We start from the raw sequence: 24536 nt of genomic DNA on the forward strand, positions 1-24536 counted from the left end.
ACTGCGGCGGACCGGCGGCAAGCCGCCGGCCTTGTGCCAGTGCACCCGATGTCGCGATCAGCCCTGCAGCAGGCCGATAATGTCGCGCACCGTCTTCATCGTCGCTTCGGCCAGCACGCCGGCGCGCTCGCCGCCGTCCTTGAGCACCGCGTCGACATAGGCGCGGTCATCCGAAATGCGGCGCATCTCGCTGGCGATCGGCGCCAGTTTTTCCACAGCAAGATCGGCCAAGGCCGGCTTGAACACGGAAAACTGCTGGCCGGCGAATTGCTTGAGCACATCCGCCTTCGACATCTCGGCGAGACCCGCATAGATGCCGACCAGGTTTTCTGCCTCGGGCCGGCCGGCCAGGCCGTCCAGCTCGCTCGGCAACGCTTCCGGATCGGTCTTGGCCTTGCGGATCTTCTTCGAGATGTCATCGGCGTCGTCGGTCAGGTTGATGCGCGACAGATCAGACGGGTCCGATTTGGACATCTTCTTGGAGCCGTCGCGCAGCGACATGATGCGCGCCGCCGGCCCGCCGATGACCGGCTCGGTCAGCGGGAAATAGCCGTTCACGGTCTCTTCGCCGATCTGCATCTCGACGCCGACGCCGAGCGCTGCGATACGGTCGGAGAAGTCGTTGTTGAATTTCTGCGCAATGTCGCGGGTGAGCTCCAGATGTTGTTTCTGGTCCTCACCGACAGGGACGTGGGTGGCACGGTAGAGCAGGATGTCGGCAGCCATCAGCGAGGGATAGGCGAGCAGGCCGAGCGAGGCATTCTCGCGGTCCTTGCCGGCCTTGTCCTTGAACTGCGTCATGCGGTTCATCCAGCCGATGCGCGCCACGCAATTGAAGATCCAGGCAAGCTCGGCGTGCTGCATGACCCGCGACTGGTTGAAGACGATGTGCTTCTTCGGATCGATGCCGGAGGCCAGGAACGCAGCGGTGATCGACCGCGTCTGGTCGGCCAGGTCTTCATAGACGAGTTGGGCTGTCAGCGAATGCAGGTCGACGACGCAATAGATGCAATCGGAGGTGTCCTGCAGGGCAACGAATTTCTTGATGGCGCCGAGATAATTGCCGAGGTGCAGATTGCCGGTCGGCTGGACACCGGAAAAGACGAGTGGCTTGAAGGCGGTCATGATTGTCCTCATGGCTTGTGGAGGGCCGTATAAGCGTGATTCCGAAAAGTTGCAGACTTTTCGGAGCCAATCACGCGGCTGGAAACCGCGCGCGGCGAAAGTCTTGCGACGGCGCGCTTATGGACGAAGACGGCGCTGCGATCAAGACGGCGCTGCGAGCGTGTCGGGCGCTACTCGTCCAGTTCGGTCTTTGCGATCGGTGGCGCCGACTTGCCAGATCCCCGCTTGACGTTGCGACGGATCATGCCGAAATCGGCGCCGCCGGTGGCAAACGCCGTGATGAAGTACAGCAGCGCCCCACCCGCGACCAGCGACAGCAGCGTCGTCGCCTTGACCACCAGCGGCGAGCCGGGCCCGAGCCTGACGGCGAACCAATGCTCGGCAAAATAGAGCGCTGCCCCCATCACGATAGCCGACAGCACCAGACGTGGAATGCGCTTCATCAGCGGCACGTCGCGGCCCCAGTGGCCGCGACGGATCAGGACGCCGAGCAGCATCACCGCGTTGACCCAGCCGGCGACGGCCGAGGCCACCGCGATGCCGGGCGCGCCCATCCGTGGAAACAGCGTCAGCGCCGTGGTGACGTTCACCGCCACCGAGATGGCGGCAAAGATCATCGGAGTACGCGTGTCCTCTCGGGCGAAATAGCCCGGCGTGAATGCCTTGATCAGCACGAAGGCCGGGAGGCCGAGGCCGAAGATCGCCAGGATCGCCGCCACCGTCGGCGTCGAGCCGTTGGCGGCGAACGCGCCGCGCTCATAGACCAGCCGTACGATCGGCTCCGACATCACCCAGAGTGCGGCGGCTGCCGGCAGCGTCAGGAACAGCGTGAACTCGACCGAGCGGTTTTGCAGATTGGCCGCCTCGATCAGATTGCCCGACTTCAGCGCGCGCGACAGTTCGGGCAACAGCACGATGGCGACCGCGACACCGACCACGCCGAGCGGCAACTGGTAGATGCGGTCGGCATAGGCGAGCGAGGACACCGCGCTGTTCTGCGCCGAGGCGATCGCCGTGCCGATCAGCTGGTTGATCTGTGTGATGCCGCCGGTGATGGCCGCCGGCAGCGCCAGGATCAGCAGCCGCTTGACCGCGGGCGTCATTTTGGGACGGCGAAAGCCGATCGAGATGCCGGCATGGCGCACTGCCACCCAGACGATCGCCAGCTGCACCAGTCCGGCGGCAAGCACGCCCCAGGACAGCCCGTAGCCGACTGTGAGGGCATCCGAGCCCTTGTACCAGGCATAGGCGAGCACGCCGATCAGGATGATGTTGAGGAACACCGGCGCCACGGCGGCGGCGAAATAGCGGCGCAGCGAATTCAGCATGCCCGCCATCATCGCGCCCAGCGACATGCAGATCAGATAAGGGAACATGATCGTCGCCAGCGTCACCGTGGTGTCGAACTTCCCCGGCGTGCCGGCAAAACCCGGCGCCACCAGATAGCGCACGATCAGCGGCATCGACAGTTCCATGATGATGGTCAGCGCCAGCAGCGCCGTGAACAGCACGCCGAACACTTCCTCGGAAAAGCGCTTGGCGCCTTCGGTGCCGTGGGTCTCGATCTCCTTGGCGAACAGCGGCACGAAGGCGGCGTTGAAGGCGCCCTCGGCAAACAGCCGGCGAAAGGTGTTGGGAAACTGGAAGGCGGCGTTGAAGGCATCGGCGACCGGTCCGGTGCCGAGTGCGGCGGCCATCAGCATCTCGCGGCCGAAACCGAGCGCGCGGCTCATCAGCGTGCCGGAAGCGACCGTTGCGAATTTCTTGACGAGGCTCATGCTTTTGGGAACTGCCTGCGGAATTGGGACAAAGTGATGGTCGTTGTCACTCGGCCGCCGCCCTGGACTTGCCGCCGCGTTCGGGCACGATGCCCTCGAGCGTTGCCATCAGCCGATTGCGGATGGTGGCGATGCGGGCCGGGCTATCTATCTTCTGGCCAGTGAGATCGGTGACATAGAAAGTGTCGATGACCTTTTCGCCAAAGGTGGTGATATGGGCCGATGCGATGTCAAGCGACAGGTCGGAAAGCGTTCCGGTGATCTCCGACAGCAGCCCAGGCCGGTCGAGGCCCTCGACCTCGATGACCGAAAAACGATTCGACAGCGTGTTGCGGATTTCGGCACGCGGCGGGATCTTGAACACCTTGGAGCCGCGCCGCGGCTTGGTGCGCTTCTCGATCATTTCCGGCAGCCAGCTCTTGCCCGACAGCACGTCCTCGATCAGCCGGCCGACACGCTCGGCACGCCGGCGCTCGTCCTCGTCGCGGTCGAATTCTCTGCTGATCAGGATCGTGTCGAGCGCACGGCCGTCCGACGTCGTGAAGATCTGCGCGTCGACAATGTTGCCGCCGGCCCCGGCGCACGCCCCGGCGATGACCGAGAGCAGGCGGGGGTGGTCCTGCGCCAGCACGGTGATTTCGGTCACCGCCTCGAACTGGTGGGTCTTGACCATGGTGGCAAGCTTGTTGCCTGACGCGTCAGCCTCACGAATGAATTCGGCATGGCGCAGCTGGTCTGCGAGATCGACGGTCAAAAGGTAATTCTCGTAGTGCTGGCCGACATAGCGCTTGCGGGTCTTGTCCGGCCAGTCGGCAAGCGCCTCGGCCAGACGCTCGCGCGCCGCCGCCGTGCGTTGCGCGCGCGACACTTCCGAAAACCCGCCGGTCAACAGCAATTCGGTCTCGTAATAGAGCGTGCGCAGCAACTGGCCCTTCCAGCCGTTCCAGACACCCGGTCCGACGCCCCTGATGTCGCAGACGGTGAGGATCAAAAGCAGCTTCAGCCGCTCGACCGACTGCACGATCGCGGCGAAATCCTCGATGGTCTTGCGGTCGTTGAGGTCGCGGGTCTGGGCTGTCATCGACATCACGAGATGGTTCTCGACCAGCCAGGCAACGGTTTCAGTATCGGCAGGCGACAGCCCCATATGCGGACAGATGCGGCGTGCGATCCTGGCCCCCGCCTCGGAATGGTCCTCCGGCCTGCCCTTGGCGATGTCGTGCAGCAGTACGGCGACATAGAGCGCCTCGCGGCTCTTCTTCAGCCCCGGCATCAGCGTGTGCGACAGGGGATGGACCTTTTCGCCGTCGCCGCGTTCGATCTCGGCCAGCACGCCGATGCAGCGGATGAGGTGCTCGTCCACCGTGTAGTGGTGGTACATCGAGAACTGCATCATGGCGACGATCTTGCCGAAATCCGGGATCAGCCTGCCGAGCAGCCCGGCCTCGTTCATGCGGCGCAGATTGAGTTCGGCATTGCGATCCGAGGTCAATATGTCGAGGAACAGCCGGTTGGCCTCCTCGTCGCGCCGCAGCGACTTGTTGACCAGGCCGAGCGAACGGGTCAGCAGCTTCAGCGCATCGGGGTGGAATTCCAGACCGTGCTTGTCGGCGAACCAGAACAGCCTGAGCAGATTGACCGGATCGCGCTCGAACACCTGGTCGTCGGCGATGTTGATGCGGTGGTTGTCGACAATGAAGTCCGACGTGCCGGCCAGCTTGCGCTTGCGCCGCGAGAAAGTCAGGAAGATGCGGTTGAAGCCCGGCACGTGCTTGGCCTGCTCCTCCTCGAGCGCGGCACAGAAGATGCGGGTCAGGTCGCCGACGTCCTTGGCAACGAGGAAGTAGTGCTTCATGAAGCGCTCGACCGCCGACAGGCCGGGGTGCGTGGTGTAGCCGAGCCGTTCGGCGATCTCGCGCTGGATGTCGAAATGCAGCCGCTCCTCGGCCTTGCCGGTGAGGAAATGCATGTGACAGCGTACCGCCCACAGGAAATCCTCGGCCTTCTGGAACTCGCGGTACTCGCCCTCGGTGAAGACGCCTTTATCGACCAGTTCCTCGCCGGTGCGCACCCGGTAGAAATATTTGCCGATCCAGAACAGCGTCTGCAGATCGCGCAGGCCACCCTTGCCGTCCTTGACGTTGGGCTCGACCAGATAGCGGCTTTCGCCGGCCTTGGCATGGCGGTCATCGCGTTCGGCAAGCTTGGCCTGGACATATTCGGGGCCGGTCGTGCGCACCACCTCATGGTCGAAGCGCAGCATCAGTTCATCATAGAGCTTTTCCTCGCCCCACAGGAAACGTGCTTCGAGGATCGAGGTGCGGATGGTGACATCGGTGCGCGACAGGCGCAGGCATTCGTCGATATTGCGTGTGGCGTGGCCGACCTTCAGCCCCAGGTCCCACAGCATGTAGAGCATGTATTCGACTGTCTGTTCGCCCCACGGCGTCTGCTTGTAAGGCAGCAGGAACAACAGGTCGATGTCGGACCCCGGCGCCAGCGTTCCACGGCCGTAGCCGCCGACAGCGACGACGGCCATGCGCTCCGCGGAGGACGGGTTCTTGACCCGGTAGACATGGGTGACGGCGAAATCGTAAAGCGCCCGGATGATCTCGTCCATGAGATGCGACAGCCGCGCCGCGCAGGCGCTGCCGCCGCCATCGTCCCTCAGCATGCGTTCGGCAATGGCGCGCCCGTCCGCCAGTCGTCCCTTGAGCAGTTGGAGCACACCATTGCGCGCAGCCTGCCCTGAGCCGTCGCCCGCCGTGGCCGCGGTCAGCGCGGTCATCTCGCGGCGCAAGGCTTCGCCGTCGATCAATTCGTCGAGCTTCAGGGAGATTCTTGCCATATATCCAGTCGGCCTTGCCGTTTCGGCGGCGTCTATAGCGCGTTTTGGCGGCGCTGGGTATGGGGCGTTGAAGCCGGTTCAAGACCCGGCTGAGTTTTGGCTCGGATAAGTAAATGGAATGACCATTCTCCGCTTCAGTCGACCGAAATCGACAATGCGCTTGCCTATTCGCCGAGCCTCGGCTTTGACCCTCGCTATGGCTGTCTTTCTGCGTTTCCCGGTCCCGGCAGGTGCGGCGCACTGGATATCCCGCTTTTCTCTGAGCAGGCTTGGCAAATGGAGCGCCCTGTCGCCAAGGAACTGATCTTGCGCGCAGAGCGCAGGAACAAGCTGGTAGATCGTCTCGCCTCGCAAAACCGAAAACTCCGGGTTGAAGACAAGGTCGTCGACAGCGATGCCGATCTCCTCGGTGGCCTTGATCAGGTCGAGCGCGGTTTGCCTGGAGATGATGTAGCCGGCGGTTCCTATATGTCCGGCGTCGAGTTTGGATGTGGAAAAGCCGTGACCGATGGCAATGCGCTTGCGTCGGATCACGGTCTTACAGAAGTAGCTTTCGAGCTTGACGACTTCGGCATCGGCTGGGATCCAGTCGCTGTCGCGAAGCAATGCGCCGGCTTTTGCGGCAAAGACGATGTCGTCCTCGAAAATCGCCCCGTAGCGGGCGTCGCCTTGCGCGATGACAGCCCAGCAGGCCCGGTGACTGAGCAGGCAGGCGATCTCGCCGTCAGTCAATGGCAGCCTGTTCCGATATCCGACATTTTGCGGCAGCTGGTCCAGCTCCGGCCGGTCGCGTGCGTCTATGGCCTGAACGCGTTCGAATGCAACGCCGATGCGGGCAAACTCCGCCGTCACACGGGCAAGGCGATCGGGAGACCGATCGAGATTGATGACCAGACGCTTCATTGCCGAAGAAAATCCCCACCCCCGCGACGCTCGCGCTTTCTAGCAGGCCTGATGTTGCCGCGTGAGACTTTTTCTGGGGTGGATGGACGCGCCGTGGACCGGAGAAGAAAAGTCGAAACAGCCCTTGACCTTCCAGTTACTGGAAGCCCTACACGTCACACACCGATCCATCAAGGCATTTTCGAATGACGCATTCCGATCACGATCATCACGCGCACGGCAGCTGCTGCTCGACAAAAGGCGCCGTGCCCACCGCGAAGAGCGTCGTCCGCGACCCGGTCTGCGGCATGACTGTCGATCCGGCGGCTGGCAAGCCGACGGCCGAGCATGATGGCCATCTCTATCATTTCTGCAGCCAGGGCTGCCGCACGAAATTCGTCGCCGAACCGGAAAAATTCCTGACCGCCACCGATCCGGTCTGCGGCATGAGCGTCGACCGCGCGACAGCCAGTCATTTTGCCCGCCACGAAGGCCAGGGCTTCTATTTCTGCTCGGCCGCTTGCCAGGCGAAATTCGAGGCGGAGCCGCAAAAATATCTCGGCGGCAGGCCAGCACCGCAGCCGATGCCCAAGGGCACGCAATACACCTGCCCGATGCACCCGGAGATCGTCCGCGACAAGCCCGGATCCTGCCCGAAATGCGGCATGGCGCTGGAGCCGATGGGCATACCAACGGGTGACGAGGGTCCCAATCCGGAACTGGTCGATTTCACCAGGCGATTCTGGGTCAGTGCCGCTCTATCCGTCCCTTTGCTGGTCGTCGCCATGGCGCCGATGCTTGGCTTGACTTTCCAGGCTTTTGTCGACGAGCGGACGAAGGTCTGGCTTGAGCTGGCATTGGCCAGCCCCGTCGTGTTGTGGGCGGCACTGCCTTTCTTCCACCGCGGCTGGGATTCGCTCGTCAACCGCAGCCCCAACATGTGGACGCTGATCTCGCTCGGCGTCGGCGCTGCCTATCTCTACAGCGTCGTCGCCACGCTGTTTCCGGATATCTTTCCGCATCAGTTCCGCGGCCATGGCGGTGCGGTGCCGGTTTATTTCGAGGCTGCCGCCGTCATCGTCGCGCTGGTCTTCCTTGGCCAGGTGCTGGAGCTGCGCGCCCGTGAAAAGACCGGTTCGGCGATCCGCGCCTTGCTCGATCTCGCACCGAAGACAGCGCGGCTGATCGCCGCCGATGGTTCCGAAAACGACGTGCCTCTGGACGCCGTCAAGGCCGGCGATCGCCTGCGCATACGCCCCGGTGACGCCGTGCCGGTCGATGGCACGGTGCTGGAAGGACGGTCCTCGCTCGACGAATCGATGATCACGGGCGAGCCGTTGCCGGTCGAGAAGGTCGAGGGCGATGCGCTGACCGGCGGCACGCTCAACAAGAATGGTGCGCTGATCATGCGCGCTGAGAAGGTCGGCGCCGAGACGACGCTGGCGCGCATCGTCGAGCTCGTCGCCAAGGCGCAGCGCTCGCGCGCCCCGATCCAAGGGTTGGCTGATCGCGTTTCTTTCTACTTTGTCCCGGCCGTCGTCCTTGTCGCGATTGTCGCCTTCATCGCCTGGGCCGTGTTTGGACCCGAGCCCAGCCTGATCTTTGCCATCGTCTCGGCGGTGTCGGTGCTGATCATCGCTTGTCCCTGTGCGCTCGGCCTCGCGACGCCGATGTCGATCATGACCGCCACCGGGCGCGGGGCGCATGCCGGCGTGCTGATCAAGGAAGCCGCAGCACTCGAACGCTTCGCTTCCGTCGACACGCTGATCGTCGACAAAACGGGGACGCTGACCGAAGGCCGGCCGAAGCTGACCGATGTCGTCACGGCAAACGGCTTCTCCGAAGACGAATTGCTGGCGCTTGCCGCGGGCCTGGAGAAAGGCTCGGAGCATCCGCTGGCTGAAGCCATCGTCGACGGCGCCGCTACGCGCGGCGTGACCGTTGCAGAGGCCAGCGGCTTCGAGGCGGTCACCGGGAAGGGTGTGTCCGGTTCGGTCTCGGGAAAGACGGTCGCACTCGGGAACGCCGCGATGATGGTCGACCTTGGCGTCGACATCGCATCCATCTCGGCCAAGGCCGAGGCGCTGCAACTCGAAGGCAAGACGGCGATGTTCGTTGCTGTCGACAAAAAACCGGCCGGCATCGTCGCCGTCGCCGACCCTATCAAGACAACGACGGCCGAGGCGATCAAGGCGCTGCATGAAAGCGGCTTGCGGATCGTCATGGCGACCGGCGACAATGAACGCACGGCCAACGCGATCGCCAGAAGCCTCGGCATCGACGAGGTCCGCGCCGGCCTGCTGCCGGAACAGAAGGCAGCCCTTGTCGAGGAACTGCGCGCAAAAGGCACCGGCGTTGCCATGGCCGGCGACGGCGTCAACGATGCACCGGCCCTTGCCGCCGCCGATGTCGGCATCGCCATGGGCACCGGCGCCGATGTCGCCGTCGAAAGCGCCGGCATCACCTTGGTCAAAGGCGACCTCAACGGCATCGTGCGGGCGCGCACGCTGGCTCAGGCGACGATCCGCAACATCCGCCAGAACCTGTTCTTTGCCTTCCTCTACAACGTGCTTGGCGTGCCGATCGCCGCCGGCGTGCTCTATCCGCTCACCGGCACGCTGCTGTCGCCGATGCTGGCAGCGGCGGCGATGAGCCTGTCCTCGGTGTCGGTGATCGCAAACGCATTGCGGCTGAGAACATTGAAACTCTGATCCAAGCCCCCAAATACGAAACCCATCCACAGGAGACCATGTATGACCTTCGCCAAAAAACTCGTGCTGCTGCTGATGGCGGCCGGAATGCTGGTTGCCGTCTTCCTCGAAAGCGTTCCGGCGCAGAGCGAAGAGATGAAACACGACATGGGCGCCATGGCGACGGACGCGACCAGTCCTTCGACGGAAGGCTACAAGGCGGCGATGGACAAGATGCATGCCGACATGATGGCGTCCGACTACACCGGCAATGCCGACGTCGATTTCGTCAGAGGCATGATCCCGCACCATCAGGGTGCGATCGACATGGCCAAGGTTGAACTTGCCAATGGCAAGGACCCGGAAATCCGCAAGCTGGCCGAAGGCGTCATCGCCGCGCAGAAAGCAGAGATCAAGCAGATGCAGGCCTGGCTCGCCGCCCATCCGGTGAAGTAAGTCTTCAGCCATCGCCAGCGCGGCGAGAACGCCTCTGGATTTATCGCCCAGCCTGTGATGCGATCCGGCCCCAACTGGAGCCCGCCATGCCGACCATCAGAACCACCAAACTGTCCTCCGGCGAAGCCGTTCAGGTGCTTGGCCAGGGCACATGGAAGATGGGCGAAGATTCCCGTCGCCGCGCCGATGAGGTCAATGCCCTCAAGCTCGGCCTCGACCTCGGCATCACGTTGATCGACACCGCCGAAATGTATGCCAGCGGCGGTGCCGAGGAGGTGGTGGCCGAAGCCATTGCCGGGCGCCGCGACGAGACCTTCCTGGTCTCGAAAGTGCTACCGTCGAACGCCTCGCGCGCGGGCGTGCAGCGCGCCTGCGAAAACAGCCTGAAACGCCTGCGCACCGACCGCATCGATCTCTATCTCTTGCATTGGCCCGGCAGCGTGCCATTGACGGAAACCGTCGCGGCCTTCGAGGCCCTGAAAAAGGCCGGCAAGATCCGCCACTGGGGCGTCAGCAATTTCGACACCGACGAGATGGAAGAGCTGATCGGCCTGCCCGATGGCGGCAATGTCCAGACCAACCAGGTGCTCTACAATTTGGTCCGGCGTGGCCTCGAATTCGATCTGGCGCCCTGGAGCCGGCAGCGCGGCATCCCCTTGATGGCCTATTCTCCGGTCGAGCAGGGTGCGTTGGCGCGCAATGCCAGGCTCGAAGCCATTGCCGGGCGCCACAATGCGACCCCAGCGCAAATCGCCCTGGCCTGGGTGATGCATCAGGAGGGCGTCATCGCCATCCCGAAGGCCAGCAGCGAGGAGCACGTCCGCCAGAATGTCGCTGCGCTCGACATCAAGCTTGCGCCGCAGGACATCGCCGATCTCGACCGCGCTTTCCCGCCACCAGCGCGCAAGCGCGGGTTGGAGATGATCTGACTACGTCCCCGCCAACCCCTTCAGCCGGTAGAGCGCTTCCAGCGCCTCGCGTGGCGTCATTTCGTCCGGGTTGATGTCGCCAAGTGCCGCGCCCAGCGCGTCGCTCTTGATCGGCTTCGGCGCTTCTCGCTTCACCGCCACCGAAAACAATGGAAGATCGTCGACCAGCCGGCTGGTCTTGCCCGAAACTTCGCCCTCTTCCAGTTGGTGCAGCACTTCCTTGGCCCGGTCGACCACCGCTTCCGGCAGGCCGGCCAGCCGCGCCACCTGCACGCCGTAGGAGCGGTCGGCGGCACCCTTGCCGACCTCGTGCAGGAAGACGACGTCGTTTTCCCATTCCTTGACCCGCATGGTGACATTGTGGAGCCGCGCCAGCTTGCCGGCCAGCGAGGTCATTTCGTGGAAATGGGTGGCGAAGATTGCCCGGCAGCGGTTCTTCTCATGTAGATATTCGACCGCCGCCCAGGCGATCGACAGGCCATCGAAAGTGGCGGTGCCGCGGCCGATCTCGTCGAGGATCACCAGTGCGCGCTCGCCGGCCTGGTTGAGGATCGCTGCCGTCTCGACCATCTCGACCATGAAGGTCGAGCGGCCGCGCGCCAGATCGTCCGAGGCGCCGACACGCGAGAACAGCCGGTCGACGACGCCGATATGGGCCGATGTCGCCGGCACGAACGAGCCGGTCTGGGCCAGGATGGCGATCAGCGCGTTTTGCCGCAGGAATGTCGATTTACCGCCCATGTTCGGGCCGGTCAAAAGCCAGATCGCGCCGTTCCGGGCAGCTCCCTCCGGCGACAGGTCGCAATCATTGGCGACGAACGGGCCTTCGCCGGAGCGGCGCAAGGCCTGTTCGACCACCGGATGCCGCCCGCCCGTAATCTCGAAGGCAAGGCTCGAATCCACCACCGGCCGGCACCAGGCTTCGCTTTCCGACAGAAGCGCGATCGCCGCGGAGACATCGAGCACGGCCAGCGCATCGGCGCCGGCACGGATCTTCTCCGCTTCGCCGACCGCTTCCGTCGTCAGCGCCTCGAAGGCGGCCAGTTCGATGTTGAGCGCCCGGTCGGCGGCGTTGGCGATCTTGGTCTCGAGCTCGGCAAGCTCGGTCGTGGTAAAGCGCATGGCGTTGGCCATGGTCTGGCGGTGGATGAAGCGCGCCTTGGCGCCATCGCTGCCGGTCATCACCGCATGATGGTTGGCGGTCACCTCGATATAATAGCCAAGCACATTGTTGTGCCGGATTTTCAGCGAGCGGATGCCGGTCTCGTCGATCAGCGAGCGTTCCAGCCCGGCGATCACCTTTCGCGATTCGTCGCGCAGCGCCCGCATCTCGTCGAGATCGGCATGGTAGCCGCCACGAACGAAGCCGCCGTCGCGCTTGAGCAGCGGCAGTTCGTCGCCAAGTGCCTGCATCAGATGCTGCGAAAGCGCTTGGGGCAGTGCATGGATGGCGGCCAATGCCGCCGCAAGTTCCGGGGGCAGGGCGGTGGCGGCAAAGATTTCGGCGATCGCGCCTGCCGCCTCGAAGCCGGCGCGCAGCGCGCCAAGGTCGCGCGGCCCACCCCGGTTGAGCGCCAGCCTGGACAGCGCGCGGGGCATGTCGGCAACGCTCTTCAGGCTCGACCGCACCGCCTGGCAAAGTCGCGTTTCGGAACGGAAGAACGACACTGAGTCCAGCCTGGCGCCGATCGCCGCCGGGTCGGTCAGCGGCGCCATCAGCCGGTCGGCGAGCAGCCTTGCGCCGCCGCCGGTCACCGTGTGGTCGATCGCCTTGAACAGCGAGCCTTCGCGGCTGCCCGACAGCGTGCGCAGCAGTTCCAGATTGCCGCGTGTCGCCGGATCGATGAACAGGGTCGAACCCTGCTCCTCGCGTTCGGGCCGCGACAGCGGCGGGCGCTCCGCTTTCTGCGTCTTCTCGACATAGGCAATGGCGCCCGAGATCGCCGATAGTTCGGCGCGCGAAAAGGCGCCAAAACTGTCCGGCGTCGCCACATCGAAGAAGCGGGCGATGCGCCCTGTCGCCGACGCCGAATCGAACAGTGACGGTGGTTGCGGGCTGGCGACGCGGCCGAGCACGTCGAACACCGGCTTCAGCTCCGGATCGTGGAACACTGGCTCGGCAACGATCAACTCACGCGGATCAACACGGAAGATGTCAGCCAAAAGCCGGTCGGCGGTGGTGTCGGTGACCCGGAAGGCGCCGGTCGAGATGTCGATCCAGGCCAGCGCAAAGGAGTGGTCCGCTCCGCCTTTCACCCGCCCCAGCGCCATCAGGAAGCTCGATTCCGACGGCGCCAGCAATTTGTCCTCGGTGATGGTGCCTGGTGTCACCAGCCGCACCACATCGCGGCGCACCACCGATTTGCCGCCGCGTTTCTTCGCCTCGGCCGGATCCTCGATCTGTTCGCAGACGGCAACGCGGAAACCCTGGCCGATCAGCTTCTGCAGATAGTCGTCAGCAGCATGCACCGGCACGCCGCACATCGGAATGTCGAGCCCTTGATACTTGCCGCGCTTGGTCAAGACGATGCCCAGCGCCCGGCTCGCCTTCTCGGCATCGTCGAAGAACAGCTCGTAGAAATCGCCCATGCGGTAGAACAGCAGCGAATCCGGGTTTGCCGCCTTGATCTCGATGAATTGCTCGATCATCGGCGTGGCGCCGGCGTGGGCGGTCGGCACCGGCGTCATCGCCTCGGGGGCGTCTGGCTCGTTCGGGCTGTGCATGTTCATGCGCCGCACGCTAGCAGATGTGATCGCGCGGTTTAATGCCGGGGCTTCGAAAAACAGGGGACGACCGGGACGGCAGGATGCCCGCAATCGCGCGTACCAACCGCGATTCCGCACGCTGGCGGTTTACACGCGGCGGCGCGTGGTCTTAATTCGGTCCGACACAAAGCACCCGCTTCAACGAGGTGCTGCACCGGTGAGGAAATCAAGAACATCATGGCCAGGAAAACCGAGAACAGCGGTCCGTCCGTCAGCGCGCAGGAAGCGCTCGAATTCCACGCCATGGGTCGGCCGGGCAAGCTGGAGGTCGTCGCCACCAAGCCCATGGCAACGCAGCGCGACCTCAGCCTCGCCTATTCGCCTGGTGTCGCGGTTCCGGTTCTGGCCATCGCCGAAGACCCCTCGCGCGCCTTCGACTACACGACGCGCGGCAATATGGTCGCCGTCATCTCCAACGGCACCGCCATTCTCGGTCTCGGCAATCTCGGTGCTCTCGCCTCCAAGCCGGTGATGGAGGGCAAGGCGGTGCTGTTCAAGCGCTTCGCCGATGTCGATTCCATCGACCTCGAGGTCGACACCGAGGACGCCGACGAGTTCATCAACTGCGTGCGTTTCCTCGGGCCTTCCTTCGGCGGCATCAATCTCGAGGACATCAAGGCGCCGGAATGCTTCATCATCGAGCAGCGGCTGCGCGAATTGATGGACATCCCGGTCTTCCATGACGACCAGCACGGCACCGCGATCATCTCCGCCGCCGGCCTGATCAACGCGCTGGAGATCACCGGCCGTGACATGAAGACCACGAAAATGGTCTGCAACGGCGCCGGCGCCGCCGGCATCGCCTGCATCGAGCTGATGAAGGCGATGGGCTTTTCGCCGGAAAACATCATCCTGTGCGACACCAAGGGCGTGGTTTTCCAGGGCCGCACCGAAGGCATGAACCAGTGGAAGTCGGCGCATGCGGTGAAGACCGAGGCGCGCAGCCTCGCCGAGGCGCTCGACGGCGCCGACGTCTTCCTCGGCCTCTCCGCCAAGGGCGCGCTGACCACCGCCATGGTGCAGTCGATGGCCAAGAACCCGATCATCTTCGCCATGGCCAATCCCGATCCGGAAATCACGCCGGAGGAGGTCGCCGAAATCCGCACAGACGCCATCATGGCCACAGGGCGTTCCGATTATCCCAATCAGGTCAACAACGTGCTCGGCTTCCCCTATATCTTCCGCGGCGCGCTGGATGTCAGGGCAACCACCATCAATGACGACATGAAGATCGCCGCCGCCCAGGCGCTGGCGGCCCTGGCGCGCCAGGACGTGCCCGACGACGTCGCCGCCGCCTATCAGGGCAATCGACCGAAATTCGGCCCCAACTACATCATCCCGGTGCCGTTCGACCCGCGCCTGATCTCGGCCATTCCGATTGCGGTCGCCAAGGCGGCGATGGATTCAGGCGTCGCCCGCAAGCCGATCCTTGACCTCGACCGTTACGCGCAGGAGCTGTCGGCCCGCCGCGACCCGATCGCTTCGACCCTGCAGCGCATCTACGACCGCGTGCGCCGCCAGCCCAAGCGCATCGTCTTCGCCGAGGGCGAGGAGGAACAGGTCATGCGCGCCGCCGTCTCCTATGTGAACCAGAAGCTCGGCACCGCCATCCTGCTCGGCCGCGACGACGTCATCAAGGAAAACGCCAAGCACGCCGGCATCGATCTCAACAAGCAAGGTATCGAGATCATCAATGCAAGGCTGTCGCGCCGCAACGGCATCTACACCGACTACCTCTACGAGCGCATGCAGCGCAAAGGCTTCCTGTTTCGCGACTGCCAGCGGCTGATCAACAACGATCGCAACCACTTTGCCGCCTGCATGGTGGCGCTGGGTGACGCCGACGGCATCGTCACCGGCGTCACCCGCAACTATTCGACCGCGCTCGACGACATCCGCCGCGTCATCGACGCCAAGCCCGGCCACCGCGTCATCGGCGTCTCGATCGTGCTGGCGCGAGGCAAGACCGTGCTGGTCGCCGACACCGCCGTGCACGATATGCCGAATGCCGAGCAGATCGCCGACATCGCCGAGGAGGCCGCGGGCTTTGCCCGCCGCATGGGTTATGAGCCGAGGCTCGCCATGCTCGCCTATTCCACCTTCGGCCATCCACAGGGCGAGCGCTCCGAACGCGTCCAGGAAGCGGTGCGCACCCTCGACAAGCGCCGCGTCGATTTCGAATATGACGGCGAAATGGCCGCCGACGTGGCGCTCAACGCGCGGGCCATGGCGCAATATCCGTTCATAAGGCTGACCGGCCCGGCCAATGTGCTGATCATGCCGGCGTTCCACTCCGCTTCGATCTCGACCAAGATGCTGCAGGAACTCGGCGGCTCGACGGTGATCGGCCCGCTGCTGGTGGGACTGAACAAGCCGGTTCAGATCGTGTCGCTGAACGCCAAGGATAGCGACATCGTCAACATGGCGGCGATCGCGGCGTACACGGCGGGGACTTGAGGGGCTGGCCTCAGCGGTGAGTCCGCGAGGCGTTCAGCCCGGCGCGAATATGCGCGCGGCCTCGACGACCTCGTCCACCTGATCCTTCCGCAGCAGGTCGATCGGAATACGGCCGTCGAGCTGCGCCGAGGGCCGCGTCAGCCACAGCCATGCGAGCCTCGGATTAGTGATCAGGGATAGCACGTCGCGAATGCCTGCAACCGGCCGGCCGTCGACGAACTGCGCCAGCGGGAAGACATGTTTGCGGCCGCCCTTGCGCAAGGCGATGACCTCACCCCGCCGCTGCCAGCGGTGCAGGGTCGAGCGGGCGATGCGCAGATGCTCTTCCAGATAGGTCGAACCGGCGACGCGGCCGGCCCAGTCCTCGATCAGCATCGATTCGAGATCGTCGGACTTTGGCAGCGAAGGAGGCTCGACATCGGCCAACGGGGTCGTCGGCGGATTTGTCACGCCGGCAATACCGGCTTCGCTGCGGCGCGCGGCTTCCGCCGCCAGCGCGCGCACGAATTTCGACGCCAGGCCGGGCAGGTCGGCATGGATGGCGTCGATGGCGCGCCGGTGCTTCGGTGACAGCAAGGTGACGGCGGACGCTATGCTGCCGGCGATCTTGCCGACCGAGACCATGGTGGGCTTGTTGATGGCCTCGTCATAGTGGGCAAGTGCACGTTCGACGTCTTCCGCGACCATCTCCGCGAAGTCGTCCTGCTTGAGGCCCTGGATTTGAAATCTGTTCATGCATCTGTCTTCTGGCCGCGCGCTCCCCCTCAGCTGCGGCCGATTGTTGAACTTCTAGTGCGGAAAACGGAAATCGCGGCGGCAACGAATCCTGCCGCCCGACAGCATGCTGTCCAGCATTTCTTGACACCCCAACTGACTGAGGGCGCACCGAAATGTCAGTCGCGGGACGCCCAGATTGCGTGTAGGTGCGATGTATGACAACTGCGCGACGGTGAGGGGCGGCAGCTTGACGGTTGTTAAAGCAATCCCGCCTGCTCAGCCTCGCGGCGCAGATTCTGCCGGGGCCTGGGGCCGATCTGCTGGATCACCAATCCGGCCGCCAGTGAGCCAAGGTCGCCGCAGGTTTGCAGGTCGCGGCCTTGCGTGTAGCCATGCAGGAAGCCGGCGGCATAGAGATCGCCGGCGCCCGTCGTGTCGACCAGTTCCTTGATGGCGGTCGCCTTGATCACCACCGTCTCGTCGCCGCGCACGATCACGGAGCCTTTTTCCGAGCGGGTCACGGCGGCGATCCGGCAATCCTTGCGGATCTGCGCCAGCGCCTCGTCGAACGAGGATGTCTGGTAGAGCGATTTGATCTCGTGGCTGTTGGCAAAGACGATGTCGACCGTGCCCGAACGCATCAGCTCGAGGAATTCGTCGCGGTAGCGGTCGACGCAGAACGAATCCGACAGCGTCATCGACACTTCGCGGCCTGCTGCGTGCGCCAGCTTCGCCGTCTGGCGGATCGCTTCCTTGGCGCGCGGCGGGTCCCACAGATAGCCTTCGAAATAGGTGACCTTGGCGCCAGACGCCTTGTCGGCCTCGACATCCTCCGGCCCAAGCTCGACGCAGGCGCCGAGATAGGTGTTCATCGAGCGCTCGCCGTCGGGCGTGACGAAGATCATCGAGCGCGCCGTCGGCGGCTCTCCCTTGAGCGGCGTGGTGTCGAAGGCGACGCCCTGCGCATGGATGTCGTGCGCGTAGATTTCGCCCAGCGCATCGTTGGAGACCTTGCCGAAGAAGGCGGCGCGGCCGCCGAAGCTGGCGACGCCGGCCGCCGTGTTGCCGGCGCTGCCGCCGGACGCCTCGATCGCCGGGCCCATGCGGCTGTAGAGCAGTTCGGCGCGTTGTGTGTCGATGAGGTTCATCGCGCCCTTGATGATGCCGTTAGTCTCGAGGAATTCCTCGTCGCACTGGGCGATGATGTCGACAATGGCATTGCCGATGCAAAGCACGTCATAATCCGGCATCAAAATCTCCGCCAAAAACCCGAGCCGGCTTCTTGCCACGCCGGCCCGGCGCGGGTCTAGCGATTTGAAACCGGTTTGCCTAGGGCGTGACACGCAACTTTGGCGGAACAGGCAAAGGCGCATCAGCCGCGAGGCGCTATGACAATTCGACCGTGGCCGAAGCATTTCATCGCCGCACCGCCTATAAGCCTGGATCAGACGATCCCGCTTCGAAGGCGAGCCAGCCCCCAATGTCTACAAAAAGCATGTCGACGAAAAACGAACCTGCAAAAAGCGATCTGACCACCGACCTGGTACTGCTCGTCGTGCTGGCAGTGCTCTGGGGTGCCTCCTACACCTTCATCAAGATCGGCGTCGAAACCATCCCGCCGGTCACCTTCATTGCCGCCCGCACCCTGATCGCTGGCGGCATCCTGTTGGCCATCATCCGCTGGCGCGGGCTCGCCTTGCCGGGCGACGCTGCAAGCTGGCGCCGCTTCGCCTTCCAGGCCTGCCTCAACAGCGTTATTCCGTTCACCCTGATCGCCGCGGCCGAACGCTCGGTCGATGCCGGCCTCGCCACCATCCTCAACGCGACCTCGCCGATCTTCACCTTCCTCTTGACCGCGCTCATCACCCGCCACGAGCCGGTCACCTTGCGCAAACTGATCGGTGTGGGCGCCGGCATTGCCGGCATCTGCCTCATTATCGGCACGCAGGCGCTGAGTGGCCTCGGTCATGAATTGTGGGCGCAATTGGCAATCGTCGCCGCGACGGTCTGCTATGCCGGGGCCGCCATTTTCGGCCGCGGTTTCAAGGGCCTCGACCCAATGCTACCGGCCGCCGGTTCCATGCTGTGCGGCGCCGTCATCCTCGTGCCGCTCAGTCTGGTGTTCGACCAGCCGCGGACGCTGGCGCCATCGACCGCGTCGATCCTGGCCCTGCTCGGCCTGTCGGTCTTTTCCACCGCGCTGGCCTTCGTCATCTATTTCCGCCTCATCCACACGCTGGGTTCGGTCGGCACCACCTCGCAGGCCTATCTGCGCGTGCCGATCGGCGTCGGCATCGGCGCTCTCTTCCTCGGCGAAAGTCTTGGTTCGACGGCATGGCTGGGCATGGGTTTTGTCGTGGCCGGGGTCGCTGCCATGACCATCCCGGTTCGAAAGCCGGCGTTTGCGCGGTAAACGCCAGCCCGCTTGTGCTCATGGCCTGCGCTGCCTATCTCGGAAGCATCCGCCTTTTAGGCGGCGTCCGCTAACCGGGGGTGTGACAAGGTGATTTTCGACGCTGCCCGCGCTGCGGCCCTCGAGCTGATTTCGCCTCCCTTTCGGGCCGTGTTCGTCAAGACGCTGGGCTTGACCGTGCTGGCACTGGTGGCTCTGTGGTTCGGCCTGACCAGCCTCGTCGAGTGGCTGGCGCTGCCGTGGCTGCAGACGCTGTTGCCCGGCATGCCGTCCTGGGCCGGGTGGCTCGGCGGCATCATCGCGGCAATAGCGCTTGCCTTCGGCATGGCGTTGCTCATCGCGCCGGTGACGGCTGTTGTCGCTGGCCTGTTCCTCGACGATATCGCCGAAGTGGTCGAGCGCACCGACTATCCCCGCGATCCGACCGGCCGCGCCATGCCGGCGCTGCGCTCGCTGGTGCTGTCGGCGCGATTCCTCGGTGTCGTCATTCTCGGCAACATCGTCGCCCTGCTGCTTCTCTTGGTGCCGGGCGTCAACATAGCCGCCTTCTTCATCGTCAACGGCTATCTGCTCGGGCGCGAGTTCTTCGAATTCGCCGCCATGCGCTTTCGCGGCGAAGACGAGGCCAGGGCCTTGCGCAGGCACTATGCCGGCACAGTGTTTCTCGCCGGGCTGCTCATCGCGGCTTTCCTCGCCGTGCCGTTGCTTAACCTGCTGACGCCGCTGTTCGCCGCCGCCATGATGGTGCATCTGCACAAGGCGATCTCGGTGCGGGAAGTGGCTCGCCCCTCACGCGGCTAGGCATTTTCTTCAGCGCAACAGAAATCCGCGTCCGAGCTCGTCATCGGCCTCGACGATGAATTCGGCCCGCCCGGAATAATAGGCGCGGCCGCCGACGCGGGCGATGATCGCCTCATGCCGTCCAGCCTTCGCCGTCCGCGCCACGGCTCCGGAAAAACGCGAGCCTGCGATGCTCTCGAATGTGCGCGTCTGTCCGATCGCGATCTCGCCCTTGGCATGCATGGCCGCCAGCCTTGCGGTGACGCCGGAACCGGTTGGCGAGCGGTCGACCTCGGCTTCGGCGAAGACGCAGATGTTTTTGGTCACCTCGCCGGAAAATGTGTCGCGGCCATCGGTCAGGATGGTGCCGTATAGGTAGGCTAGGTCGCCGTGGTCGGGATGCGACAGCGGAAATTCAGCCTTGAGCCTGTCCGTCAGCCCCGTTGCCGCATCGACGAAATCGCGCATCCGGCTTCTGCCGAATTCGAGCCCGAATTGGTGACAATCGGCCAGCGCGTAGAAGGCGCCGCCATAGGCGACGTCGAAGCCAATCGTGCCGTGGCCCGCCAATTCGATCGCCTGTCCACCGGCGAACAGGAAGGCCGGCACGCTTTCGAACGAAACCGCACCGGCCTTGCCGTCCCTGACCTCGACCGAGGCGACGACCAGCCCGCACGGCGCCTCGATATTGACTGTCGTGACTGGTTCCTGTTTCGCCACCAGCCCTTCATCGATGGCGTAGCGGCCGAGCGCGACGATGGCGTGGCCGCACATCGTCGAATAACCCTCATTGTGCATGAACAGCACGGCGAGGTCGGCGCCGGGCAGGTCCGGCTCGACCAGCAAGGCGCCATACATGTCGTAATGGCCGCGTGGCTCGAACATCAGGATTTTCCTGAGATGATCGAGATGGTCGCGCACATAGGCGCGCTTTTCCAGGATCGTGCCCTTGGGGATACCGGGATAGCCGCCGGTGACGATCCTCAGCGGCTCGCCGCCAGTATGCATGTCGATCACGGTCAGCGTCATGCGACGGGCCCCATTAATCCGAAGATTTGCCGAAGAGGGCCTGCAATTTGCTGAACGGCATGGCGGCGCGGGTGAAGCCGAAGGTGCCGTCTTGCTGGATTTCGCGTGCCGCCGTTTCCAGCATGCCGTAGGCGAAATTGGTCAGCCACGGCCCGAGCGAGATACGCTTGGCGCCGGCCATGGCGAGATCGGCGATGGTAAAACCCGGTACCGCCATGACATTGACCGGCTTGCTGACGGCAGAGCAGAGCGTGCGGATCATCTCGACGTTGCCGATGCCTGGCGCATAGAGCACGTCGGCGCCGGCCTTCTCGAACGCCTGCAGCCGCTTGATCGTGTCGTCGAGGTCGGACTTGCCCCAGAGGAAATTCTCGGCCCGCGCAGTGAAGACGAAATCGCGTTTCAGGGCCCGCGCCGCTTCCACGGCCGCCGCAACGCGTTCGACGGCGTGCGCAAAATCATAGATCGGCTTGTCCGGATCGCCGGTGTGGTCTTCGATCGAGCAGCCGGCAAGGCCGGCAGCTTCCGCCGCGAAGATGGTTTCGGCGGCCTGCTCGGCGCTGTCGCCCTTGCCTTTCTCGAGGTCGGCCGAGACCGGCAGGCTGGTCGCCGCGGTCACTTCGCGGCAATGGTGGATCATCTGGTCGAAGGTCACCGCGCCGTCCGGCAGACCGCGCGAAAAGGCAAAGCCGGCGCTGGTCGTCGCCAGCGCCGTGAAGCCGAACGAGCCGAGCAGCTTGGTCGTGCCGATATCCCAGGGATTGGGCACGACGAAGGTCGAGGCATGCAGGTCGCGAAAGATCTTGCCCTTGTCCATGGTAGTTCCCCCATCATATGCGGTGTGGCGAAGCGGATTTTATCTTGCCCTATTTGGCCGGGCAAACGAATGCAGTTGGTTCAGAAGCGTTTGGCGTTCTCTCCTGCCAATTTGTTCAGCGCGTCGGAATCCTTGGCGTAGTGCGACGTTGTCTTGTCCCAATGATAGGTGACGGAGATGTCGTGAGATTCAGGTTTGGGCGGCTGGTCATCGCAGCTTTCGTCGTTCACGACGGTGGCATCGGTCACCGTTACCTTGATCGCCGCATGGCGTCGGCCCTCTGCGATGGCTTTAAAGGCAACGTCCTGCGTCCGGCTATAGGCACACACGTGCTCGTCGAACAAATAGATGATGTCGATCAGCTTCAACTTGTCCCTGGCGACCATAATCAGCGGGACGATCATATAGTTCTGGTTTGAATTGGAATGCGAACTCTCGATCATGAGGATATCATCATTGGCGCCGATGCCGAGCTTGCCGGGTTCGCGGAAATAGGTGCTGCGGTCGAGGGCGACATTGGCGGCGTCGAGCAGCCTTGGTTTGCCCGTAATGTCGTAGAGCGCTAGCACCGCATAGCCTTCTGCGCTGTCTGAGGAATCGCCGAGATCGAACAGCATGGTCAGGCGGTCCTTGCCTCCCGCCTTGATGGCAAGCACGGAGGCATTGGAAAAGCCTGAGGTTTCGGGCGGCGAGCCGCCGCTGTCGGGTCCCTCGATATGGCGCATCGCGATCGGCAGCCCGCCCCTGTAAAAGCCATTCTTGTCGGCGGCGAGGTCTGGAATGATCATCCTGGCGAGGTCAAGATAGGTGATGTCTTTTTGGCCGGGCAGTGGGCTGCCGAGCTCCGGAAGGCTGGCGTCTTGCGCGCCGGCTGCGGTCCACAGCAATGGCAGCAGCATCACGGCGAGGATGAAGCGAAGCAGGTTCGTCGGCATGGTCGCCTCAGGCTGTCGGGCGCGCGGAACGTAGCACAGCCTCCCAACCCGTCCAGTCCGTCAGCCAGCTCAGTGGATCGGCACCAGCCCGGCCAGTTCGCGCATGTCGTCGAACAGGATGCCGCCGGCCTGGATAAGGCCGTCGCGGTCGGAATAGGGATCGGCGTGATAGGAAAACACCCGCATGCCGGCCGCGATGCCGGCCTGCGTGCCAGCGACGCTGTCCTCGATGACGATGCAGTCGGCAGGTGCAAAGCCCACGGTTTTCGCAGCATGCAGGAACAGGTCCGGAAACGGCTTGCCGCGTGCGACCATCGTCGAGGAAAACATCGCGTGTTCGAACAGCGGCAACAGCCCGGTCTGGCCAAGTGTGATGTGCATCTTCGACACCCGGGCCGAGGTGGCGACGCAGTAGGCGATCCCGGCTGACCGCACGGCCTCGACGAATTCGCGGACATAAGGGATTGCTTCGACGCCGTGGGCGAACAGGTCTGGCAGGCCGGCGTTCCAGCGATCGACAAAATCGGCGCCAAGCCTGACGCTGGTCTCTTCTTCGATCTCTTTCTGCACCGACGCCATGCTGCGGCCGGAGAAATTCTTGCGGCAATATTCGAAGCTTGTCGGATAGCCGGCAGCGGTCAGCCATTCGGCAAGGCGCCGATTGGCCAGGTTCTCCGTATCGACCAGGATCCCGTCGCAGTCGAAGATGACAAGTTTAGGCAGTTCAGGCATCAGGCGGTGCCGGTCGATCCGAACCCGCCCGCGCCGCGCGCCGTGCCGCCGGCCAGGTTGCGCTCTTCCACGGCGGCTTGCGTCACCGCGGCAAAAACGATCTGGGCGATGCGCATGCCGCGCGTCACGGCAAAGTCCTCGTCGCCGAGATTGATCAGCAGCACCTTGACCTCGCCGCGATAGTCGCTGTCGATGGTGCCGGGCGTGTTGAGGACGGTCAGCCCATGTTTGAAGGCAAGGCCTGAGCGCGGCCGCACCTGGCCTTCCATGCCTTCGGGAATTTCCAGGATCAGCCCGGTCGGCACCAGAGCGCGTTTTCCGGGCAGGATCAGCAGCGGCCGGTCGTCCGGCACCGCGGCGCGCAGATCCATGCCGGCAGCACCGGTGCTTTCATAAGCAGGAAGGGGAAGTCCTTCAGCATGCGGCAACCTGACGAAGCCGACGGTCGGACCGATGACGGAGGGAGTTTGAAGGGCTGCGCGCATAAAATCGATCCTATCGGCGCGAACGGCGATTCGGTCAACTCGCCCGCAAGCCTATCAACGGCTTTCTTTCAGGCATCAGTATGGCCTGAGGTGTGTTGAGATTCAGGTCAGGCCGAGTCGAAACCCGTCGTTTGCAGGTCGGCATCACCTGAATAACGACATACCTTAGCGCACTTCCATCGGAACCACCGTCGTCTCCTTGATCTCCTCCATCACGAAAGAGGCGGAAACATCAGACAGCGCCACCTTGGCGATCAGCCGCTGGTAGAGCCGGTCATAGGCCTTCACGTCGGCGACGCGGGCGCGCAGAACGTAGTCGAGGTCGCCGGACATGCGGTAGACGCCGATGATCTCGGGAAAGCCGGTCACCGCCGCCCGGAATCTCTGCAGCCACTCCGGATCGTGGTTGGACGTGCGGATCAGGATGAAGACGGAAAGGCCAAGCCCGAGCTTTTCGGCATCGACCAGCGCCACCCTGCCGGTGATGACACCGGCCTCCTCCAGCCGCTTCACCCGGCGCCAGCAGGCATTGCGCGACAGCGCCACCCGTTCCGACAACTGGTCGACCGACAGCGTGCCGTCGCGTTGCAACTCGGCGAGCAATTTCCGGTCGATTTCGTCAATTTCCAGCGCCATGTGGGATATTTGTCCCATGGATCACCGAAATACAAGGACATTTTGAGACCGATGAACCGGC

Annotated in this window: 19 protein-coding genes; 6 read left to right on the forward strand and 13 right to left on the reverse strand. The window is 63.9% G+C overall.

Annotated features, from left to right (window positions below; all coding sequences use genetic code 11):
• Positions 1 to 57: 57 nt before the first annotated feature.
• From trpS to LB559_RS07930, 4 genes are all read right to left on the reverse strand, one after another.
• Positions 58 to 1125, reverse strand: a complete 1068-nt coding sequence (trpS, locus tag LB559_RS07915) for a tryptophan--tRNA ligase (protein WP_063173534.1) — start codon at positions 1123 to 1125, stop codon at positions 58 to 60.
• A 170-nt stretch (positions 1126 to 1295) separates the two neighbouring features.
• On the reverse strand, positions 1296 to 2903 hold the full coding sequence (murJ, locus tag LB559_RS07920; RefSeq protein ID WP_024501802.1) for a murein biosynthesis integral membrane protein MurJ: 1608 nt from the start codon (positions 2901 to 2903) through the stop codon (positions 1296 to 1298).
• A gap of 46 nt (positions 2904 to 2949) precedes the next feature.
• On the reverse strand, positions 2950 to 5751 hold the full coding sequence (locus LB559_RS07925; RefSeq protein ID WP_024501801.1) for a [protein-PII] uridylyltransferase: 2802 nt from the start codon (positions 5749 to 5751) through the stop codon (positions 2950 to 2952).
• Between the two features lie 78 nt (positions 5752 to 5829).
• Positions 5830 to 6654, reverse strand: coding sequence for a glycosyltransferase family 25 protein (locus LB559_RS07930; RefSeq protein WP_024501800.1), 825 nt, complete (start codon positions 6652 to 6654; stop codon positions 5830 to 5832).
• Positions 6655 to 6839: 185 nt separating this feature from the next.
• On the opposite strand from LB559_RS07930, the gene LB559_RS07935 reads away from it, so the two are divergent.
• From LB559_RS07935 to LB559_RS07945, 3 genes are all read left to right on the forward strand, one after another.
• The gene (locus tag LB559_RS07935) at positions 6840 to 9344 is read left to right on the forward strand and encodes a heavy metal translocating P-type ATPase (protein WP_224673726.1); all 2505 of its coding nucleotides are present in this window, start codon (positions 6840 to 6842) and stop codon (positions 9342 to 9344) included.
• Positions 9345 to 9386: 42 nt separating this feature from the next.
• The gene (locus tag LB559_RS07940) at positions 9387 to 9779 is read left to right on the forward strand and encodes a DUF305 domain-containing protein (protein ID WP_224673728.1); all 393 of its coding nucleotides are present in this window, start codon (positions 9387 to 9389) and stop codon (positions 9777 to 9779) included.
• Between the two features lie 86 nt (positions 9780 to 9865).
• Positions 9866 to 10708, forward strand: coding sequence for an aldo/keto reductase (locus LB559_RS07945; RefSeq protein WP_063171107.1), 843 nt, complete (start codon positions 9866 to 9868; stop codon positions 10706 to 10708).
• Here LB559_RS07945 and mutS read toward each other — a convergent pair whose 3' ends face one another.
• Positions 10709 to 13438: a DNA mismatch repair protein MutS gene (gene mutS / locus LB559_RS07950; RefSeq protein WP_224673730.1), complete on the reverse strand. Its 2730-nt coding sequence runs from the start codon at positions 13436 to 13438 to the stop codon at positions 10709 to 10711.
• A 213-nt stretch (positions 13439 to 13651) separates the two neighbouring features.
• Here mutS and LB559_RS07955 point away from each other — a divergent pair, with 213 nt between their 5' ends.
• The gene (locus LB559_RS07955; RefSeq protein WP_224673732.1) at positions 13652 to 15931 is read left to right on the forward strand and encodes an NADP-dependent malic enzyme; all 2280 of its coding nucleotides are present in this window, start codon (positions 13652 to 13654) and stop codon (positions 15929 to 15931) included.
• Between the two features lie 33 nt (positions 15932 to 15964).
• On the opposite strand, the gene LB559_RS07960 is transcribed toward LB559_RS07955, so the two are convergent.
• On the reverse strand, positions 15965 to 16666 hold the full coding sequence (locus LB559_RS07960; RefSeq protein ID WP_127370743.1) for an antitoxin Xre/MbcA/ParS toxin-binding domain-containing protein: 702 nt from the start codon (positions 16664 to 16666) through the stop codon (positions 15965 to 15967).
• A 239-nt stretch (positions 16667 to 16905) separates the two neighbouring features.
• The gene (locus LB559_RS07965) at positions 16906 to 17898 is read right to left on the reverse strand and encodes an adenosine kinase (protein WP_013528052.1); all 993 of its coding nucleotides are present in this window, start codon (positions 17896 to 17898) and stop codon (positions 16906 to 16908) included.
• A 230-nt stretch (positions 17899 to 18128) separates the two neighbouring features.
• Here LB559_RS07965 and LB559_RS07970 point away from each other — a divergent pair, with 230 nt between their 5' ends.
• Positions 18129 to 19061, forward strand: coding sequence for a DMT family transporter (locus LB559_RS07970; protein WP_224673734.1), 933 nt, complete (start codon positions 18129 to 18131; stop codon positions 19059 to 19061).
• 90 nt (positions 19062 to 19151) lie between these two features.
• On the forward strand, positions 19152 to 19862 hold the full coding sequence (locus LB559_RS07975; RefSeq protein WP_127367141.1) for a sulfate transporter family protein: 711 nt from the start codon (positions 19152 to 19154) through the stop codon (positions 19860 to 19862).
• A 9-nt stretch (positions 19863 to 19871) separates the two neighbouring features.
• Here the strand turns inward: LB559_RS07975 and LB559_RS07980 are convergent, their stop codons facing one another.
• The 6 genes from LB559_RS07980 to LB559_RS08005 form a co-directional block, all read right to left on the reverse strand.
• A complete protein-coding gene (locus tag LB559_RS07980; protein WP_064995777.1) occupies positions 19872 to 20870 on the reverse strand; it encodes a proline racemase family protein in 999 nt (332 codons plus the stop codon).
• Positions 20871 to 20883: 13 nt separating this feature from the next.
• Positions 20884 to 21687: an oxaloacetate decarboxylase gene (locus LB559_RS07985; protein ID WP_224673735.1), complete on the reverse strand. Its 804-nt coding sequence runs from the start codon at positions 21685 to 21687 to the stop codon at positions 20884 to 20886.
• A gap of 80 nt (positions 21688 to 21767) precedes the next feature.
• Positions 21768 to 22622 (reverse strand): hypothetical protein, encoded by an 855-nt coding sequence (locus LB559_RS07990; RefSeq protein WP_224673737.1) that lies wholly within the window; start codon positions 22620 to 22622, stop codon positions 21768 to 21770.
• Positions 22623 to 22691: 69 nt separating this feature from the next.
• Complete coding sequence (locus LB559_RS07995; RefSeq protein WP_013528046.1) at positions 22692 to 23354, reverse strand: HAD family hydrolase; 663 nt, start codon at positions 23352 to 23354, stop codon at positions 22692 to 22694.
• Positions 23354 to 23839, reverse strand: coding sequence for a dUTP diphosphatase (dut, locus tag LB559_RS08000; protein ID WP_013528045.1), 486 nt, complete (start codon positions 23837 to 23839; stop codon positions 23354 to 23356). Before dut ends, LB559_RS07995 begins: the two co-directional genes overlap by 1 nt.
• A 165-nt stretch (positions 23840 to 24004) precedes the next feature.
• Positions 24005 to 24475 (reverse strand): Lrp/AsnC family transcriptional regulator, encoded by a 471-nt coding sequence (locus LB559_RS08005; RefSeq protein ID WP_013528044.1) that lies wholly within the window; start codon positions 24473 to 24475, stop codon positions 24005 to 24007.
• Between the last annotated feature and the right edge of the window lie 61 nt (positions 24476 to 24536).

The sequence above is a fragment of the Mesorhizobium sp. BR1-1-3 genome, assembly GCF_020165455.1.
GTDB classification, from domain to species: domain Bacteria; phylum Pseudomonadota; class Alphaproteobacteria; order Rhizobiales; family Rhizobiaceae; genus Mesorhizobium; species Mesorhizobium ciceri.